General features: G+C 51.2%; 16 protein-coding genes. 12 read left to right on the top strand and 4 right to left on the bottom strand.

The genetic code is table 11. The annotated features are described in order from the left end of the window. Together MKX42_RS13810 and MKX42_RS13815 are read left to right on the top strand one after the other, a co-directional pair. Window positions 1-831 carry a GNAT family N-acetyltransferase gene (locus MKX42_RS13810; RefSeq protein WP_340752989.1) on the top strand — a complete coding sequence of 277 codons (831 nt, stop codon included), beginning with the start codon at window positions 1-3 and terminating at the stop codon, window positions 829-831. A gap of 451 nt (window positions 832-1,282) precedes the next feature. Beyond that, window positions 1,283-2,401 (top strand): IS4 family transposase, encoded by a 1,119-nt coding sequence (locus MKX42_RS13815; protein ID WP_340752990.1) that lies wholly within the window; start codon window positions 1,283-1,285, stop codon window positions 2,399-2,401. Between the two features lie 111 nt (window positions 2,402-2,512). Here MKX42_RS13815 and MKX42_RS13820 read toward each other — a convergent pair whose 3' ends face one another. Beyond that, complete coding sequence (locus MKX42_RS13820) at window positions 2,513-3,268, bottom strand: PIG-L deacetylase family protein (RefSeq protein ID WP_340752991.1); 756 nt, start codon at window positions 3,266-3,268, stop codon at window positions 2,513-2,515. Between the two features lie 371 nt (window positions 3,269-3,639). Beyond that, window positions 3,640-4,977, bottom strand: coding sequence for an MFS transporter (locus tag MKX42_RS13825; RefSeq protein ID WP_340752992.1), 1,338 nt, complete (start codon window positions 4,975-4,977; stop codon window positions 3,640-3,642). 305 nt (window positions 4,978-5,282) lie between these two features. Between MKX42_RS13825 and MKX42_RS13830 the strand changes: the two genes are divergently transcribed. The 3 genes from MKX42_RS13830 to MKX42_RS13840 are packed head-to-tail and all read left to right on the top strand — an operon-like array spanning window position 5,283 to window position 9,331. Then, window positions 5,283-6,872 carry a methyl-accepting chemotaxis protein gene (locus MKX42_RS13830; protein WP_340752993.1) on the top strand — a complete coding sequence of 530 codons (1,590 nt, stop codon included), beginning with the start codon at window positions 5,283-5,285 and terminating at the stop codon, window positions 6,870-6,872. A gap of 23 nt (window positions 6,873-6,895) precedes the next feature. Further along, window positions 6,896-7,321 (top strand): chemotaxis protein CheW, encoded by a 426-nt coding sequence (locus tag MKX42_RS13835; protein WP_036700854.1) that lies wholly within the window; start codon window positions 6,896-6,898, stop codon window positions 7,319-7,321. A gap of 15 nt (window positions 7,322-7,336) precedes the next feature. Beyond that, window positions 7,337-9,331, top strand: a complete 1,995-nt coding sequence (locus MKX42_RS13840; protein ID WP_340752994.1) for a chemotaxis protein CheA — start codon at window positions 7,337-7,339, stop codon at window positions 9,329-9,331. Window positions 9,332-9,655: 324 nt separating this feature from the next. Here MKX42_RS13840 and MKX42_RS13845 read toward each other — a convergent pair whose 3' ends face one another. Further along, window positions 9,656-10,045 carry a hypothetical protein gene (locus MKX42_RS13845; protein ID WP_340752995.1) on the bottom strand — a complete coding sequence of 130 codons (390 nt, stop codon included), beginning with the start codon at window positions 10,043-10,045 and terminating at the stop codon, window positions 9,656-9,658. 167 nt (window positions 10,046-10,212) lie between these two features. Here MKX42_RS13845 and MKX42_RS13850 point away from each other — a divergent pair, with 167 nt between their 5' ends. The 5 genes from MKX42_RS13850 (at window position 10,213) to MKX42_RS13870 (ending at window position 16,013) form a co-directional block, all read left to right on the top strand. Continuing rightward, entirely contained in the window at window positions 10,213-10,971 is a 759-nt protein-coding gene (locus MKX42_RS13850; RefSeq protein WP_340752996.1) for a CPBP family intramembrane glutamic endopeptidase, read from the top strand. Between the two features lie 1,007 nt (window positions 10,972-11,978). Then, window positions 11,979-13,478, top strand: a complete 1,500-nt coding sequence (locus MKX42_RS13855; RefSeq protein ID WP_340752997.1) for a spore germination protein — start codon at window positions 11,979-11,981, stop codon at window positions 13,476-13,478. Window positions 13,479-13,480: 2 nt separating this feature from the next. After that, complete coding sequence (locus tag MKX42_RS13860; RefSeq protein WP_340752998.1) at window positions 13,481-14,683, top strand: Ger(x)C family spore germination protein; 1,203 nt, start codon at window positions 13,481-13,483, stop codon at window positions 14,681-14,683. Next, on the top strand, window positions 14,680-14,904 hold the full coding sequence (locus MKX42_RS13865; RefSeq protein ID WP_340752999.1) for a hypothetical protein: 225 nt from the start codon (window positions 14,680-14,682) through the stop codon (window positions 14,902-14,904). Before MKX42_RS13860 ends, MKX42_RS13865 begins: the two co-directional genes overlap by 4 nt. 35 nt (window positions 14,905-14,939) lie before the next feature. Next, window positions 14,940-16,013 (top strand): GerAB/ArcD/ProY family transporter, encoded by a 1,074-nt coding sequence (locus MKX42_RS13870; RefSeq protein ID WP_340753000.1) that lies wholly within the window; start codon window positions 14,940-14,942, stop codon window positions 16,011-16,013. On the opposite strand, the gene MKX42_RS13875 is transcribed toward MKX42_RS13870, so the two are convergent. Further along, window positions 16,006-16,953: a serine hydrolase domain-containing protein gene (locus tag MKX42_RS13875; RefSeq protein ID WP_340753001.1), complete on the bottom strand. Its 948-nt coding sequence runs from the start codon at window positions 16,951-16,953 to the stop codon at window positions 16,006-16,008. The two genes, MKX42_RS13870 and MKX42_RS13875, sit on opposite strands and share 8 nt — an antisense overlap. A gap of 211 nt (window positions 16,954-17,164) precedes the next feature. Between MKX42_RS13875 and MKX42_RS13880 the strand changes: the two genes are divergently transcribed. Continuing rightward, window positions 17,165-17,713 carry a GNAT family N-acetyltransferase gene (locus tag MKX42_RS13880; protein WP_340753002.1) on the top strand — a complete coding sequence of 183 codons (549 nt, stop codon included), beginning with the start codon at window positions 17,165-17,167 and terminating at the stop codon, window positions 17,711-17,713. A gap of 101 nt (window positions 17,714-17,814) precedes the next feature. Further along, a complete protein-coding gene (locus tag MKX42_RS13885) occupies window positions 17,815-18,369 on the top strand; it encodes a hypothetical protein (RefSeq protein ID WP_340753003.1) in 555 nt (184 codons plus the stop codon). Window positions 18,370-18,496: the final 127 nt, after the last annotated feature.

The following is an 18,496-nucleotide window of genomic DNA, read 5'->3' on the forward strand; positions in this document are numbered from 1 at the left end:
ATGCTGAAGCTAGATAGCCGGGATTACGCCCTTGCCCGGCCGCTGCTAAAGGAAGTGAAGATCAACACCCTGTTCGCTGAAGGAGTGCTGAGTGGGCAGACGACAGGCAGTGTGTATGTGGATTCTGTACATACCCCCCGTACCTTCTATGTGGCTCATGAATACGGGATGTCGCTGGTCTATGGAGATTCCGGCAATGAGGAGTTTAACCGCAGCTTATCTGACTATATTACGAACAAGACGGGGCACCGGCATTCAGCAGAATGGCTGCAGGCTGATCCGGCAGGGTGCTGGGACCCGCTGATTGAAGCAATGCTTATTGGGCATAATGCACGGCTTGATGCGGAGGATAAACGCAGAATGTATATACAGACCCGGGTGAATTTTACGTTCGATCCGGAGGTCTACTATCGTGCGAAGGCGCAATGTTTCCGGCAGGATGCGGAGATTGTCCAGATGGACGGTGAAGGGTTCAGCGAGCAGACGGGTGCGGTGATTCCCCGGTATTTCTGGCGTGACGCGGAGCACTTCCTGGCTTCTGGCAAAGGATACACTTTACTGTGGGAGGGAGAGCAGGCCTCCAGCGCCTTCTCGGCTTACCGGACAACCGATCAGCTGGAGATTGGAATCGAATCGGCACCGGGTCACCGGGGGAAGCATTTTGCCTTCTCAGTGTGCTGTAAGTTAATCGATTACTGTCTGGAGCAGGGCCTGGAGCCGGTGTGGGGCTGCCGCCAAGAGAATGTGGGCTCGTACAGACTGGCGCAGAAGCTGGGCTTCAAGCCAGTATTGAACATCCCCTACTACCGTTTGTCCGAGCTTCCCGCCTAACAAAGAGCAGCAAATCTCCGCATAGATGGGGGATTGCTGCTATTTTTGTAAAGAAGGGGCAGTATTAGTTTGAACCGTTGCGGATAAGTACTGAATCGGATTGGGCGAGTATGCTTTAGGCCGGTATGTTGGGGCATAGCGATAAGCCCGTTGGCTGCAAAATACAGGAATGAAAAAATAGGTGGATTTTGTACACTTGCTGATGAACGGAAATGGCTTGCCACGACAATCATTGGAAAAACAGCACTTAATTAAACGCAAATTATATAAAATAGAAAAAACAATGAAATTAGATGCTGTTTTTCCACTTGTTTGCCTGCAAATGCTGAAAATCGCAAAACTAAGATACGTTTTTCTAGGCCTGTTGATTACCCAAAAAAAGGTAGCAAAAAGGCCGCCATTTCGATAAAGTGTTTGTACCCCTACAAACCTTCCGAAACGAGGCGGCCTCATGAAAAAGTCTACTTCAATTTCAAACATTCTGCAATTGGTGATTCCCGAGGAAAAACTACGTCCGATTCTGGAAGAATTAAACTATATTGATGTTGCGCGTAAATTTACCGTGTATGATTTGTTTTTGTTTCTAGCTGAAGCAGCGTTTCAGCAGTGGGATGGATACCGAGACGGTGCCCAGCGAATGTCCCTTCAGGGACAACGTGCGGTGAATTATTCGACGCTTTCCAAAAAGGCTAAAGAGGTTCCTTTCTCCTTATTTAAGCGTCTATTGAAACTCATGATAGGGCTCTGTAATCGGAAGGCCAAGCGGTCACTCGGTATTCCGAAAGAACTGTTAATCGTGGATTCAACCACCATTTCGGTCGGTCAAGGCCGCTTGCCTTGGGCACAAATTAAAGGCAGAAAAGCAGGCGTTAAGCTGCATGTCGGATTACTTGGGGACTCGAATGAATTGCACAAAGTGACGGAGACCCCGGCTGTACAGCATGATTTAAACAGTTGCGCCTTCCTGCTCGACAGCCAATATATTTTGGTGGCAGACCGCGCTTACGGGAAGCACAAGCTGTTTGACAGCTATCAAGAGAAGAAAGAGCGGCAATATTTTGTCATTCGGCTTAAGGATAACACCACGCTCGTGAATCCGGTCCCGCGCCTGCGAAATCGCCCATTTGAGGGAAGTATCGAGCAGGATTTGACGTGCCAATTAGGAAAGGTTAAGGCGCTCAGCAAGAATCAGTTTCGGGTGGTGATTCTTAAAGATCCTAAAGGGAATCCCGTCATTCTTGCGACAAATCTGCACTGGCACTCCCCCGAAGCCATAGCAGACATCTATAAGAAACGTTGGCAGATTGAAGTATTTTTTCGTTGGATTAAGCAGCATTTAAACATTCCCAAGTTATTTGGAACCACAGAAAATGCAGTATATGGGCAGCTATACGTGGCTTTATTGGTGTATGTGTTGCTAAAGTTTCTGTTTGAACAGGGAAATAGTACTGTGCATGTTAGCGCTAGATTAACGTTCGCCGAGTTTGATCGATTATTTACGCTGCAAAAGCTACCTGTGGAGTGGAAGATTTATTTAGCTCATGCCGTCGATTTTATTAACAGAAAATAGCTAATCAACAGGCTTAACGTTTTTCTACTTGTTTTATGAATGGAAGGGCGCGCCTGCCTCAGCGATCCACGGCCCCCGTTCCCTCGCCCGGAGATCCCCGCTTAATACCCGTCAAATCCGCCGTGCATCCACAAAGCAATGCAGGTGCAGCGGAGACAGCACCTTCAGCCCTTCGCCGAGCCCGAAGCCCCTGCCTTCGGCCAGCTGGCGGCCTTGCTCGCCGAAATAGATCCGGTACATGGCGAGCTGCTCTTCATTGAACTGGCTGCGGTGCAGGGCCATGGCCTTGAACTTGCGCTCGAAGTGGTCTGTGATGTCGATGACCGTATTAGGCTCAGCGGTGAAGTAGAAGCCGATGGCCTTCGGTTGCCATGGCCGGGTAAGGGTGCCTCTCGGATACAGGGGCAGCCCGGAGGACAAGACAGCCTGGGCAGCGGCCCTGCCGGTAACGATGTGGTCATAATGCGCCTCATAGCTCAGCCACGGATCTGGACACAGAACCAGGTCCGGCTGGACCGTCCGGATGATCTCGGCAATCTCTCCCGCGAGGGCTGGGATATGCTCCAGTGTTCCGTCGCCATGGTCCAATTGGTGGAACACCGTAGCTCCCAGCAATCTTCCGGCTGCTTCCAGTTCGCTTGCGCGGATGGCGGCGATCCCGGCGGAAGACAACTGCTCGTCCACCGCGCCAAGATCTCCGTTCGTGACGGTAAGATAATGAATCTCGCAGCCCCGCTCCGCGAATGAGGCAATGGTGCCCCCGATGCCTACCTCATTGTCGTCCGGGTGCGGCTGTATACATAATACCGTCCGGCACCCGCTAAGATCTGGAGGAGACATCAACGCTGCTAGTGTGGATATATCCATAATCCAAATACCTCCTATTATTCTGTGGTAAGGGTAAAGTTAGTCCCTCTCAAGGTTGGATGAAGAGAAATTACTCAACCGGGCCTGCTCCTTACGGACCGGAGAGCCGTTATTTACAAGAAACAGACTTATTTGGTTGCCTTGCGGACTATGGCGCCCTTATTTGCTCCATAATCAATGTTATGGCGCGGAAAATCCGGCAATAAGTGCCGTGGAGTCCGTAACTTGCTCCAATCGTGCCTTTTGGCAGAAATAAGCGCAGCTGAGCCCGTTACACCTAGACGCACCCCTGACCATGAACGATTCAATCAGGGAAGAGTATCTCCCCGCCATCATCTCTCCTCCATCAGCTCATCCCCCCACCAGCCCCACTAAAGGGACCGGCTATGATTCAGATCGCTCAGGATCTGCACCCGCTGCTTCTCCGTTATATTGTAGAACAGAATCGGCAGAATAGCGGCCAGGAAGCAGAGTGCAGGCAGCAGGAACATCACGAAGCTAAGGCCGTGCCGGAGCTGCGGAGTCGCCGGCTGATTCTCCACGTAGCTGAGCAGGCCGAGACTGGCTCCGATAATCATCCGCGACACCGCCCCGCTGAACTTGGTAATGAAGGTGTTCGTCGAGAATACAATGCCCTCTCCCCGGAAGCCCAGCTTCCATTCCGAATAATCTATCGTATCGAGCAGCATCGAGGTACTGACAATCGTCGTCATGCCGGAGAAGAAGAAGCTGACCCCGAAGAACACCAGCGTGTTTATCACGTTATGGTCACCCAGCAGATAAGGCAGAATGCAGGCTACACTCCCCAAAATGCAGGAGATAATGAATACCTTCTTCTTGGCGAAGCGGCGCAGCAGCGGCGGCGTTGCGATCATTCCCAGCAGCATACCGGCCACCAGACTGATCCCGACCTGTGTGGCATACCCCGCATCTCCCCAGACATAGACCACATAATAGAGCTGAATGCTCTGCCGGATGCCGTTTACCAGGTTGATAATCAAGAGAGAGGCGAGCAGGGTGAGCAGCGGCTTGTTCTTGTACACCGTTTGCAGGTTCTGGCGGAAGGATATCTTCTCAGCGGAAGGAACGACCCGTTCCTTGGTGAGCATCCCGGTCAGAACCATCGACAGCGCCGCAATGACCCCGATAATGATTGCCGAGTACAGATAAGCCTGCGTATTCCGTTCACCGCCGAAGGCGAGCAGAAGCTGGATACCGCCGATGGTGATAACGACTGCGCCGAGCGTTCCGCCGATTTTGCCCAGTGTGACGAATAAGGTGCGTTCTCCCGGATCGGTGGAGACTACGCTCGACAAGGCCCAGAGCGGTGTGTCACAAACCGTGTACAGCATTCCCCATAGCAGGTAAGAGACGGTAGCGATTACAAGAGTCACGGTCCGGGAACCGCCGAAGTCCCAGAAGCAGAGGATGGTCGCCAGCGCGATCAGAAAAGGGGCGAACAGCAGATAAGGCCGGAATTTCCCCCATCTGGAGCGTGTTTTATCGGTAATCATGCCCATGAGCGGATCAAGACAAGCATCGATAATGCTTGCTGCTACCAGAATGACACTGGCGGTGGTTGCCGGAATCCCCAGCAGATCAGTATAGAAGAACAGGATGTACATCGACATGAAGCTGTAGAGCATATTCTGGCCCAGCAGACCGCCTGAGAACACCAGTTTTTCGGCCACAGGTACTTTTGCTGACATGACAAGCCTCTTTTCGCGGAGGATAAAATGGGATTGAATCGATTGCTAATTATGTTTATTTATAACTTATTTCTATGTTCTGTCAAGAAGATTCTGGGCAAGCTGCGGAATAATGAACATTTCCATTTGTTAAGAGTGGATTGCACCGGGTTTAACGAAAAAAATATGAAAAACTAAAAGTGGAATATAATTTTTTTGATATAAAATGTCGAAATATAGCTAATGATGTCCCGCCGGCTGATAGGGGAGTGTAAGATTAACGCCGAGAAGAAGGACGCTATGATGTAACCACAGGGGGAAGCCACATGAAATGGTTCGGGAATTTGAAAACAGCTACAAAGATCGTCTCCGCTTTTTTGATCGTCTCTTTAATCCTGGCAGGACTTGGAGTCTATTCGGTCCTATCCCTGCGCAGCAACAACATGAATATGAAAGAGATGTACAACAATAACCTGATTTCCGTCAGAGATCTGTCTGCTGCCGAGATCAGCTATCAGCTTAACCAGGTCTATACACGGGATATGAGCAACACAACAGATACAGTGAAGATTGCCGATTATGAGCAAAAGATTGCTTCAGGCCGCGAGGAGATTGCCCGGAAGGTGGACAACTACCGGCCGCTGGCGACTACTCCCCGTGAAAAAGAGCTGCTGGCCTCTTTTGACCAGGAGTATGCAAGTTACGAAAAGCTGTTCGATCAGGCGATTGTTCTGGCGGGTCAGGATGATACGGCTGCATTCAATACATTTCTGACCACGCAGTTGACCGTACAGGGTCAGAACGTGCTGAACAATCTGGACGGTCTGATCAAGGTGAACGTTGAGCTGGCAGAGCAGGCGAACAACCATTCACAGTCCGCGTATTCCTCGGCGTTCATCCTTACAATCTCAGTGGTCATCGCGGCGGTTATCCTTAGTATTATGATCGGCTACCTGATCGCAAGATCAATCTCCAGACCCCTGATGCAGATGCTGCATGTAGCTACAGAAGTGGCTAATGGAAATCTGACGCAGCAAGCGGATATATCTACTAAGGATGAAGTCGGACAACTGGCCACAGCCCTGAACCGGATGGTTCATAACCTGAAGGAATTAATCAACGGGATTGTGATGAATTCTCAGAGCGTTGCGGCCTCTTCTGAACAGATCTCTGCCAGCACCCAGGAGATTGCCAGCACCAGCACGAACCAGTCGGCGGCGGCGACCAATATCACCGAGCTGTTCAAGGAGCTGTCGATAGCGATTGATTCTGTAGCCTCCAGCGCCGAGGAAGCGGCAGAGCTCTCCAATGATACCGTGCGGACCGCCCGGGAAGGCGGATACGTGGTGGAGACTTCACTGCAGGGGATGCAGACCGTTAATCACCAGATGAAGCAGCTGGAAGACGATTCCAGTCAAATCGGCGATATCATCGAAGTGATCGACGATATCGCCGAGCAGACCAATCTCCTGGCCCTGAACGCAGCGATTGAAGCGGCACGTGCCGGAGAACAGGGACGCGGCTTCGCCGTGGTGGCGGACGAGGTCCGCAAGCTTGCCGAACGCAGCAGCGATGCCACGAAGGAGATTACGAAGATTATCAAGGTCATGCAGGAGAATACGAAGCAGAGTGTGAGGGCAGTCGCTGAGAGCGTAGAGCAGTCCTCAATGACCAGCCAGGCCTTCGAGCAGATCATCCTGATGGTCAATACCTCCTCGCTCAAGGTCAACGAGATTGCTGCCGCCTGCGAAGAGGAATCGGCACAGGCTGCTGAGGTGATGGACTCGGTTCAATCCATTGCGGCCTCCAGCGAGGAATCGGCAGCGGCTTCTGAAGAGACGGCGGCTACCTGCCAGGCCCTGGCGCTGTTATCCGAGGATCTGGCCAAGTCCGCTGCCGCATTCAAGACCCATTAATTCAACAGACGGAAGGTGAAGACATGTCGTCCTTACAGAAGGAACAATATATCGAGCTTGCGGTAGGAGCCGAGACCTGTGCTATCCGGATTGAAGAGATTCATGAGATTATCAAAATGCTCAGCATTACAGATATCCCCTTCAGCCGAAATGAAGTCAAGGGTGTAGTCAATCTGCGCGGCAAGGTGGTTTGTGTTATGAGCCTGCGCAATCTGCTGGGGATGGCCGATGAGCCCTATACCCGGAGTACGAGAATTATTGTGGTCAACTACCGCGAGGAATTCGTCGGACTGATTGTAGATAAGGTGAACAAGGTGACTACGTACGCCGAGATTCATCCGCCGGCAGGCGGACATAACCGCAGCCGCGATGCGGTATTCCACGGAGTGGGGCAGCGGGATGACCAGCTGATCGGTATTCTGAAGCTCGAAGAAATATTGGGCGGGTAAAAAGGGGAACAAGCAATGATGATGGAACTGTCGGCTTACCGCGATATATTCATAGAAGAGCTGAACGAGCAATTAGAGCGGATCGACCAGGCCCTGCTTGCGCTGGAGCATGCTCCAACCGCTGAGCTGATTCAGACGATCTTCCGTGCAGCCCATACGATCAAGGGCTCCGCTTCCACAATGGGCTTCCGTGAGATGAGCGATCTCACGCATGAGGTGGAGTATGCGCTGGAGTGGGTGCGGGCGAAGAAGCCGGAGATCACCGGCAACCTGATTGATACGCTTTTCCGGGCGCTGGATGCGATGAAGCTGTTGCGCACGCAGTATGTCAGCGGGGAGGGCTTCACAGACTGTTCCGCTGTGGTGGCGGAGATCAAAGCGCTGATTAATAAACCGGCTGAACTTCAGCCGGTCCGGCTTCCGGTCTTAAATGCAGCGGAGCTGCTTCAGGCGGAAGAGGCCGCCGCAGCGGGCTACTCGCTGTTGGCCCTTGCAATCACCTTAAGAGAGGACTGCCAGATGAAGGCGGCCCGGCATTATATCCTCTTGCAGCGTATCGAGGAGGTCTGCGGACCGGTGATCGCTGCTGCTCTGGCGCCCCCCGCGGCGCCTGGAGCCGATGAAGACGCACGCTACAGCCAATTTGCTGTAGTCGCTGCTTCCCCGCGCGAGATCCGGCAGGTGTCCGAGCAACTGGCAGGGGAGACAGATGTCGAGAGTATTGTCATTACACCGTTCGTGCCCGAACCTGCTGCCGGGACTGACACCCAGACCACGGCAGTACCGGTGCTGACAGAATCTTCGTCCTCTGCTCCGGGGAAGGGCAAGTCCCATGAGGTACAGTCAACGGTCCGGGTGAGTGTGGAGCGGTTGGACCATTTAATGAATCTGGTGGGCGAGCTGCTGATCGAGCAGACCTCTCTGGCCGATCTGAGCGCTAACGGACAACGAACTGATTCCGCCAAGGTTCTGCCTGATATAGGCTCTATATCGGATCATATGGGCGGGATTATCAAAGAGCTCCAGGAAGGGGTCATGAAGACCCGGATGCTGCCGATGGATCAGCTGTTTAACCGTTTTCCGCGGCTGGTCAGGGATTTGGCCCAGAAGCTGGGCAAGGATATTGAGCTGCAGATTCAGGGAGGCGAGACCGAGCTGGACCGGATGATCATTGAAGAGCTAAGTGATCCGCTAATCCACTTGATCCGTAACAGCGCCGATCACGGAATCGAGAGTCCAGAGGTGCGTGTACAGCAGGGCAAGGCTCCGAAGGGCAGAATTACGCTTACTTCTTTTCATGAGGAGAACCAGGTCGTGATTCGTCTGGAGGATGATGGACAGGGCATCGATGCCGCCCGAATTACAGCCTCTGCGCTCAGTAAAGGGATCATTACCGAAGAGCAGGCAGGGTATTTAACCGCGCAGGAAGCCGTTAGCCTGATCTTCGAGCCGGGCTTCTCCACAGCCTCCGAAGTCAGCGAAGTGTCAGGGCGGGGCGTGGGGATGGATATTGTCCGCAGTCAGATTGGACGTCTCAACGGAATCATAGATATTCAGACCGAGCCGGGGGCAGGTACGCTGTTTACGATTCGTCTGCCGCTTACACTGGCTATTATCAAGGGGCTGCTGGTCAAGGTCTCCGGTCGTGTGCTGATTGTCCCGATGTATAATGTGGCCGAGATCGTGCGGATCGCTCCCGAAGAGATTCAGGTTGTTCAAGGGGAGCAGGCGATTATTAACCACGGGCGGATTGTACCGCTCTCCTGGCTCAGAGACAAGCTGCATTATCCGCGCATAGAGCGCCGTTCCAAGACAATACCGCTTGTGATTGTAAGGTCTGTTGACAGGATCGCCGCCTTTGCAGTCGATGAGATCATCGGCAATCAGGAGGTGGTTATCAAGTCCTTGGGCGCGTATCTGGGGAAGATGAACCATCTGTCCGGGGCAACCATCCTGGGCAACGGCCGGGTCGCTCTAATTCTGGATGCCTCTTATCTTGTTAGCCATTGATTATTTTCCATTGCCGCAGGCCGGTATAGAACCGGCAGTAATGGTGAAAAATATGGAAAGAAACACCGGAAAGGGGTGAAGAGTTGGATATTACAATGGCTTCAGATGAAGTTATCAGTAGGATCAAGCAGCTTCAATCTGGTGGGGGCAACATGAACAAGAAGCAGATCAAGCAGCAGGAGCCCGAGCTGATGAGAAGTGCGCTGTATTATTTTCCAAGCTGGGAACACGCCATGAAGAACGCAGGTCTGCTGTAAGGGAATAAGCAAAGCCAAAAAACCGGAAGAGGCGCAGACTGCTGCGGCTCTTCCGGTTTTTTGGCTGTTACAGCCCAAGACAGGGGGGCTGCTTCAAGCCACTCACAGACCTTGGACTCTTGAACTGCAGTTCAATGGCCTGCTGGTTCATATGAAGCTCTGCCATATACGCCTTGATCTTAACCTGGAGTGTATGCAGCATTTCGGTATGCATATCATCTATACGGTCCTCGTTACAGAACGCTGAACAAGCCAGAAAGCCGTCTGTATAGGATTTGGTGTCATCCACTACCGTATTCAATTTTTCTTTGTAGATCCGTTTTACCGGTCCGTTCTCCGGCTTGATCTCGTAATAGCGGTTCGTTTCCACCAGCAGACGCCAATGATTAACCTCAAGGCCATAGGCATCCTTTTCCAGCTGCACGGTCACTTTGAAGATTTTGATAGGACTGTTCATGTTGTTATTCCATTCTCATTGCAGGATTCAGAGATTATAGCATGTACAGACCGCAATGCCCACTGGAAGATTATATTGATATCGTATAATTTGGCATCATAGCATACAATTAATCCATTATTGTCCTGAAGCGGCAATACGTTAGCCTACTACAAAGGAGATCTGAAATGAAAAACACTGCTGCACAAGGACGTCCTATCGTTTACTCGCTGGTATGGGGAGTGGTCCTGACCCTGGTTGTATCCGTTGCCTCCGCTGTAGCCGCGATTATGGAGTTCAGCGATATGGGGATTAGAAATGCCCAGGCCTGTGCCTACCTGGTTATGGGTATTATTGTAACTGTCTATATGAAAAGAAAGGATTCTTCGCTCGTGAGCTTCGGCTTCCGCAAGCTGGAGACTGAGCCTTCCAGAGCTGTTCTGTTCTACATCCCGCTAATCATTATTGCCTTAGCCCAGCCGCTGATGAATGGGGTTAACGTTGAACTGGGAGCGCCTGATGTGATCAGCATTGTTATTATGACGCTGCTGGTGGGCTACGCTGAGGAAGCCATTTTTAGAGGAGTGATTTGGAATTATCTGAGATCTAAAGGCCCGCTCTACTATATTGTGTTCTCATCCATCGTATTCGGGGTTCTACATATGGCCAACGCGTTTGGCGGAAATGATATCATACATACGCTTCTCCAGGTGATCAATGCGCTGCTGTTGGGTTGTCTTCTCGCTTTGCTGATAGAGACTGGCAGGAATATTATTCCGCTGATCGCGTTCCATTTTATTTATGATGCGCTGGCCATGGTCAGCAATGAGAATCTGGAGCATGAGGTGCTAATCGTCTCAATTCTTAATATTTTGTATCTCCTCTATGGAATTTATCTGCTCGTGATATTAATCCGCAAGCACAGAAAACATAGTCTCACTCTGTAGATACACCGGCCAGTCTGGAGATAATCATCAGTCTGGCCGGTATTTTTCTGACAAAATGATAGCGCATACATGAGAAGGAGCAGCTAACGGGAGCAAATAATCCGTAAACCAAGCAATGTTTAGAGATAGGCATTTTATTTACAATCCTCCTGAAATATCGCAGATTATGCGGGGATATGCAGGTTTTTGAAAGTTTAAATTTGAGCATTTATCGGGTATAATGTAGACATCACCACAGGAACCACAGCAACAAGAGCACCAAGCCTTACAAGTGGTACTGCAGGTGATGGTCTCATTCCTAAATTTAGCAATGAATGAAGGAAAGGAGAGAGCCCCGATGTACTAGCGTTAGCGAAGCATGCCGGAATCGGCTGCTGATGAAGAAGGTGGATGATAACATCTTCTGGCAGATCGTGGGTATGCGGGAACCCAAAGAGCAAATCTTTTTTTGAAGAAGAACGAAGCTAATTATTCAAGCAAGAGAAGGTTCTTGCGGAAGAAAGAGCGTGATTCCAATGAAAAAGGTTAGCGAAGCGTACAACTGCGATTTATCACAGTAGGGAAAACGTCCGTGAAAACGTTTTTCGTGAAATCGTGTACGCGGGAATCCACCCCATATGCATGACATGGAGCAATACTCCGAAAATGGAGCGAACGGGCAATACGGAAACATGAATGAAACATGAAATTGAGAACAATCACCATGTCAGGGATATGGCTTTTGTTACTTGGAGGAAATGATTGAATTGAATAGCGTAATCAACACATGAATCCCCGGGCCTTAAGCAATCAGGCAGCGGGGATTTGTGCGTACGTACATAATAAGCTCTTTCTCTCCTGCGGAGGGAAGGGGCTCTTTTTTTGATATAAAAGATGCAATCAAAGCTTGGTCGTCACTGCGGTGAACATTTGGCCCTCCGGCCGCTGCTGCTTGGTTTAGAAATAAACCTTATTAGGCAAGACTGGATTACATAACTAACGCGGTATGCAGCAGGGAGAGACTACACATGAAATTTCACGAACAGTACCCCGGCCACTTGGATAATGAGCATCCTCAGCACCTGTGCCGGGAAGCCCACCTCAATACGGAGCGGATCTGCCGCAGACTGGGCAACAGCTCGGATGTAAGCGTTAGGTCACTTCTTCTGGATTGGGCTTCTGTACAGCGGGAATGTGTCATTCAATTAATTTTTCTGGACGGGATGGTGAACAATCAGGTTCTGGAGGAGTCCTTTATTCCGGCGATTCAGTCTGCACCGCCTCCCCCGGAAGGGCACAGTCTGCCGGACTATTTCAGCAACCAGATCCTGAGTGCGGGACAGGTCCGAACAGCCGGAGAGCTGAGCGGAGCGGTCAAGGATGTATTATCCGGCTGTGTACTGGTGTTAATTGACGGCTGTGAAGAGGCGCTTGCGCTTGCTATCCAGGGCTATGAGAAGAAGAGTATCGATGAGACCAAGACGGAAACGGTGATCCGGGGGCCGCAAGAAGGGTTCACCGATGATCTGCGCACTAATATTACGATGATCCGCAGGAAGATGAAGGATGAACGGCTGAGAATTGTAACCCGTTCGGTGGGGCAGGTCACGCAGACCGATATTTCAATCCTCTATGTCGAGGGGCTGGCAGATCAGCAGGTGCTGAACCGGATCTCGGAGATGTTCGATGAGATTGGACTGAAGACCGTCCTGGAAGGCGAATTCATCGAGGAGTATCTGCAAAGCAACAAATACACCGTATTTCCGACAGTGCTTAATACGGAAAGGCCGGATAGCATTACGGCAGGTCTGGCGGAAGGCAGGGTAGCCATTATAGTAGACGGGACCCCCTTTGTCATGATTGTTCCCTCCCTGTTTCTGGATTTCATCCAGTCGGCGGAGGATAGTTATCAGCCTTATCTGTTCTCCAGTCTGATTCGGATCTTGCGGCTTACCGCTGTAATCATCAGTATCTTTGCTCCCGGACTCTATATTGCCATTACAACCTTCCATCAGGATTTGCTGCCCACACGGCTGTTGCTAAGTATTATGTTTCAGCGTGAGGGCGTACCATTTCCGGCATTTGTTGAAGCTACGCTCATGGAGATCACCTTCGAAATCATACGTGAAGCCGGAATCCGTATGCCCCGCAACATCGGCCAGGCGGTATCCATTGTGGGGACTCTGATTGTCGGGCAAGCCGCAGTAGATGCCGGAATTGTCTCGGCAGGGATGGTTATCGTGGTGGCGATTACCGGAATTTCAAGCTTCGTCATTCCTGCCTATAATATGTCGATCCCCATCCGGCTCATCCGGTTTCTGTTCATGGGGGCGGCAGCTTCCTTCGGAATCTACGGGATTACAGTAGGGTTCGTCATTCTGACTGTGCATATCTGCAGCCTGGAGTCTGCGGGAGTCCCTTATATGCGGCCTTACGCGCCTTATCTGAAGAGTGAACAGGCAGACGGCGTCTTCCGCAGTCCTTATTGGTCAAGCTCGCGGAATAAGCGCACCAGGAACGGGGCTTAGCCATGAGAAGGACGGTAATCCTGATCTGTGTGCTGGTTCTGATGAGTACGCCGTTAACGGGCTGCTGGAGCCGAAAGGAGCTTAGTGATTTGGCGGTCGCCATCGGTCTTGGCATTGACCGTACGGACAAGGGCTACCGGGTAACTGTGCAGATTGTTGCGCCCAGTCTGGCGGCTGCCAGCAGCGGAGGCGCGGGTGGACCTCCGGCTCTTGTAGTTGCCACGGAGTCGGCAACCATTATGGAAGCCCTGCGTAAATTGACCACTATGCTGCCGCGTAAGATATATCTATCCCATCTGAGCATGCTGCTGCTGGACGAGGCCATGGCCAGGCAGGGCATCCGCAAGCCGCTGGATTTCCTGTTCAGGGATCACGAGGTCCGGCCGGATTTCGATGTGGCCATCGTCCGGGCCGGTACGGCTTATGATGCATTGTCGATCATGACACCTCTGGAGCGGCTGCCGGCCAGAGACCTCTATGATTCACTGAACGGGTCCCAGAAGAATTGGGCGCCGACCTCGGCTGTACGCCTGCTTGATCTGATGAAATGGTTTGATCTGGACGGCCAGGAAGCCGTATTGACCGGTCTTCATCTGGTGGGGGATCTGGAGAAGGGAAAGACGAAGGAAAACGTCGATTCCATTAACAGCCCGCTCAAATTTGAGTATCGGGGTATAGGCGTAATGAAGGATGATGTTCTGCTCGGCTGGCTGAATGAATCGGACAGCAAGGCCTATAACTATGTGACCGGCAAGGTCAAATCGACAGTAGGCAAGGTGGATTGTCCGGACCTGGACGGGGATTTTGTAATGGAGGTACTGGATGCCAAGACCTCGATTAAGCCTGAAGTGCGAAACGGCGAGCCTTCAGCCACTGTCAAGGTGAGAATTGAGGCTAATGTGGGAGAGGTGGAATGTAACCTTGATTTGAACAGCCGGGAGACGCTGGAGAAGATGAAGGAGATGGCTATTGCACGAACGGAGGCGCTGATTGCCACAGGAATCCGGGATGTGCAGAGTGATTTTGGCGTCGATATCTTTGGCTTCGGCAATAAATTTCATCAGAAGCATCCCCGGTACTGGAGTAAATGGAAGGATCAATGGAATGAGAAATTCAGCAGGATGGATGTGAGGGTGGTTGTGGAATACATCATTAAGGGTCGAGGAAGAATCGTAAATCCGCCATTTAAGGAACCGGACGCATGAGTGCTTTTCTAATCTCAATTAATGTGCTGCTATGGATGTGGCAAATCAGCCGGTACCGCAAGAAACGGGGCAGACTCCGGGAGAAAACGCTTGTGTACGCTCTGTATGCCCTAGCACTGGGCTTAAATATTGTGTCGGCCAGAGACGGGTTCACCCCGGATCTGCTGCGGCCGTTCATTAACCTGCTTCAATTCTTGAAGCCGGGCGACATTCTAGGCTAACTGGGAGTAGATTCAACAAAGGAGGGGATGTACAGATGAGCTCCCGGCAGTTAATGATGCTGCTGACACTGCATTATTGGGGAAGTGCCTTGCTAGGGCTGCCTTCGATGGTCATCGGATTGTCCGGTAAAGATTCCTGGGCACCGATCCTGCTGGGCATGCTGATTCAGCTGCTGATCATCCGGTTATTCGCGGCGCTGTATTCCCAGATGAACGGCGATACTCTGGGGCAATTTCTAAGCCGTGTTCTGGGGAAGGCGGGCGGGAAAATCATGCTGGCCCTGTATATATTCTGTGTGCCTTTTCTCATCTTCATCTTGACGCTCCGCAGCCTCGGCGACTTTACCAGTAACGATCTGTTCATAGAGACTCCACCATCAGCGATCTATGTCCTGATCCTGTTCGCCTTGGTCTATTGCCTGTATAAAGGGATTATTGCGGTCGGCCGGTCTGCTGAGATTACGTTCCCGGTTGCAATGGCCCTGCTTCTCTTGTTCTTGCTGTCCCTGCTGCACGGTTCGGAATGGACGAACTTCCTGCCCGTCTTTGAGAAGGGGGTGCAGCCCGTATTTCAGGGCACGGTTATGTTCCTTGGTTATCCGAGCAGTGAAGTAGCCTTAAGCCTGTTCCTGGTTCCCTTCATCAAGGACAAGGCCTCTTATCGAAAAGCGCTCGTCCACAGCACCTGGATTACCAGTATCGCCCTGCTCCTGTTGACGGTGCTGATTATCGCGGTGCTGGGAGAAAGCCTGCCGCCGAACATGCCTTATGTCAGCCAGTTTGCGGCCAAAACAGTAACGATAGGCGGATTCTATGAGCGGATTGAGACTATCGTCACAATCATCTGGTTCATCGTTATTTTTTACCGGCTGATTCTTACCCTCTTCATCGTTGCCTATGGCTGTGCTGATCTATTCGGAATTAAGCAATACAAGGGACTGCTGATTCCTCTGGCCCTGGCCAGCATTCCGTTGGCGATGAATGTCTGGGATAATCCATCAGTGATTGCCGAGCTGAATGAAATCTGGTATCTCAATGTATTCTTCTTCAACCTGCTGTGTCCGTTAATATGGTATGCAGCCAGCAAGCTCAGGAGCAGGCTTAAGTAGCCCCCAATAAAGGCACGATATAGTCACGGAACACATCCACTGGAGGATTATTCTTCCCGCGCTTGTTATCCTGGGTCAGCACAGCGACGAGCTGAAGCTCCGGCACTACATAGATGAATTGCCCGGCGTACCCGCGGGCGTAATAGTAGTCTACCAGACTGAATTCTCCGGCTGCTGTGCTGCAGGACAGGGCATCTGTCCACCAATGCCAGCCGTATCCTCCGTGGCGGGGAGGCTCCGTGTGCATGACTGGCTGTACCGAACGTGCGGCCCGCGTTCTGGAGATGATCTGAGAATCCTTCCATACCCCCTGCTGCAAATAGAGCTGTCCGAAATTCAGCAGATCGGCCGGCCGCAGCTTCAGCCCGAAGCCGCCGGTATGGATGCCCTGGGGGTCCGATTCCCAGTCATAATCCCGGATGCCGAGCGGTCCGAAAAGAGCCTGTTCGGCATAGCTGGCTGTGCTCTGTCCTGTGGCTTGTACCAGAATCGAAGACAGCAATTGCGAGATTCCCGAATTGTATTCCATCCGGGTACCCGGCTCATCCGCAAGCGGCTGCTCCAGCACATAATTCACCCAATGCGGGGTGCGTGTCATCTTCGGGAAGGAGTTTGCCCCGCCGAACTCCGTCCAGCGAAAGCCTGCGGACATGGTCAGCAGCTGCTCTAGTGTAATGTTCTGCTTCCGTGCGTCCTTATCGCGCAGAACCTGCGGGAAAAAGCCGCTCAGAGGTGCTGAAGGGCCGGGCAGCAGCCCCTGGTCCATGGCGATGCAGATCAGCGCAGAGAGGATGCTCTTGGTGCAGGAGTTGATCTTCGCCAGCTCGGAGGCCGTGCGCTGATCTCTATAATGTTCGAAGATCAGCCTGCCTTGCTGCTGAATCAGACAGCTCCGCAGATTCAGCGGCGCAAGCGAGGCCGATAGGGTGGACAGGTTCATTGGGATTTTCCTTTCTGTATTTACTTATATCACTTGAATGTCTGTGTACTCGCTGGATGAATTCTCATGTATTATCTCAATCCTCCGCCTCGAAGTCCAATTTGTTTATACACATTTATTACCAGCCGCGGCTTGCCATAGTCAGTTATTATAAGATTATATAAGAAGCGCTAAGAAGTTAACGTCAGGCATACAGGAGCGGAGGAGATTTATGGTTCAGGATCACGAATTGCGGATACGTCCAATAGCTGAAGGGGATCTGCCCAGGCTGTGGGAGCTCGCTTATAAAGAGGAAGCACCGGAATGGAAGAAATGGGATGCGCCTTATTATGAACATAAGCGGATTACATGGGAGACGTATTACGGGAAGCGAGCCGAAATTATTGGATGTGGGAACAATTGGGTAATAGAAGTAGAGGGCGTTGTTATAGGCGATGTCAGCTACTATTGGGAGCATGAGCCGTCATACTGGCTGGAGATGGGGATTGTCATCTATGATCCTGCCTTTTGGAGCAGCGGTTACGGAACTAGAGCGCTCAAGCTGTGGATCAGTCATTTATTCACTACCCTTCCGCTAGTCCGTGTCGGCTACACCACCTGGTCCGGGAATGAGCGCATGATGAAAGCAGGAATGAAGCTGGGCATGACAATGGAGGCCAGGTTGAGAAAATGCCGCTATTATAACGGAACCTTCTATGATTCTATCCGGATGGGGCTGCTTAGAGAGGAGTGGGCGGATACTTTGAAAGAGCAAATATGAATGTTTGTGAAAAAAGACACAATTTCGTGAAAATTATCACGTTGTATTCATAAAATTTTAATATATAATAAGATTAACTTAAAGAAACAGGGGGAATTAAAATGAAATTATTTAAAGTATTAGTAGTAGCAGGCGTATCGGTAGCTTTGTTGTCGGGTTGTGGATCGGATAAAAACAATGCAGACAAAGGGGCAGCAGCGACAACTGCTCCAGCAACAGAGCAGACAGATGCAAAAACCTCCGCTTCGATCGTGAACCAGGCTGATTCTTTCATTAATGCAGTAAGTGACAAGGGAACCTGGATCGTTGCTGTGCTGAATGATCTGACTGTGGACAAGGATGTAGTGGTAGCAGGCGAATTCCACGACAAGAACGATACAGCTAAGCCGATCTACCGTAAGCTGGCCTTGTACGCACAGGATGCAGACCACAAAGTTACAGCTTCGTACACCCTTACAGCGCCGAAAGTAACTGTACAGAGCGAGAACTTCCGCGTTCAAGGCGGTACGATTAAAGGTGATGTATATGTAGAAGCTAACGGCTTCAACGTGTATAAGGATGCTACCATCGACGGCAACTTGTACTTCTCCAGCGAAGATGTGAAGGCAACGGCTGTACTTGAAGGTAAAGTAACCGGAGCTACTGAAGTTAAATAATATCATTCACAGCATAGAAGCGAATGACATAAGCCAGCAGATGAAGGCCCACTTGGAGCCTGGTCTGCTGGCTTTTTGCATGAATAAATAAATGGTTATAGCTTGCTGCAGGGGTACTTTTGTAATC

The sequence above is a fragment of the Paenibacillus sp. FSL R7-0204 genome (genome assembly GCF_038002225.1).
GTDB lineage: Bacteria > Bacillota > Bacilli > Paenibacillales > Paenibacillaceae > Paenibacillus_AQ.

Bases quoted from the DNA above. Each gene is read 5' to 3' on its own strand.
- MKX42_RS13835 (WP_036700854.1), top strand. From the start codon at position 6,896: ATGTCGTCCTTACAGAAGGAACAATATATCGAGCTTGCGGTAGGAGCC.
- MKX42_RS13825 (WP_340752992.1), bottom strand. From the start codon at position 4,977: ATGTCAGCAAAAGTACCTGTGGCCGAAAAACTGGTGTTCTCAGGCGGT.
- MKX42_RS13820 (WP_340752991.1), bottom strand. From the start codon at position 3,268: ATGGATATATCCACACTAGCAGCGTTGATGTCTCCTCCAGATCTTAGC.
- MKX42_RS13880 (WP_340753002.1), top strand. From the start codon at position 17,165: ATGGTTCAGGATCACGAATTGCGGATACGTCCAATAGCTGAAGGGGAT.
- MKX42_RS13885 (WP_340753003.1), top strand. From the start codon at position 17,815: ATGAAATTATTTAAAGTATTAGTAGTAGCAGGCGTATCGGTAGCTTTG.
- MKX42_RS13855 (WP_340752997.1), top strand. From the start codon at position 11,979: ATGAAATTTCACGAACAGTACCCCGGCCACTTGGATAATGAGCATCCT.
- MKX42_RS13845 (WP_340752995.1), bottom strand. From the start codon at position 10,045: ATGAACAGTCCTATCAAAATCTTCAAAGTGACCGTGCAGCTGGAAAAG.
- MKX42_RS13810 (WP_340752989.1), top strand. From the start codon at position 1: ATGCTGAAGCTAGATAGCCGGGATTACGCCCTTGCCCGGCCGCTGCTA.
- MKX42_RS13870 (WP_340753000.1), top strand. From the start codon at position 14,940: ATGAGCTCCCGGCAGTTAATGATGCTGCTGACACTGCATTATTGGGGA.
- MKX42_RS13865 (WP_340752999.1), top strand. From the start codon at position 14,680: ATGAGTGCTTTTCTAATCTCAATTAATGTGCTGCTATGGATGTGGCAA.
- MKX42_RS13860 (WP_340752998.1), top strand. From the start codon at position 13,481: ATGAGAAGGACGGTAATCCTGATCTGTGTGCTGGTTCTGATGAGTACG.
- MKX42_RS13815 (WP_340752990.1), top strand. From the start codon at position 1,283: ATGAAAAAGTCTACTTCAATTTCAAACATTCTGCAATTGGTGATTCCC.
- MKX42_RS13850 (WP_340752996.1), top strand. From the start codon at position 10,213: ATGAAAAACACTGCTGCACAAGGACGTCCTATCGTTTACTCGCTGGTA.
- MKX42_RS13840 (WP_340752994.1), top strand. From the start codon at position 7,337: ATGATGATGGAACTGTCGGCTTACCGCGATATATTCATAGAAGAGCTG.
- MKX42_RS13875 (WP_340753001.1), bottom strand. From the start codon at position 16,953: ATGAACCTGTCCACCCTATCGGCCTCGCTTGCGCCGCTGAATCTGCGG.
- MKX42_RS13830 (WP_340752993.1), top strand. From the start codon at position 5,283: ATGAAATGGTTCGGGAATTTGAAAACAGCTACAAAGATCGTCTCCGCT.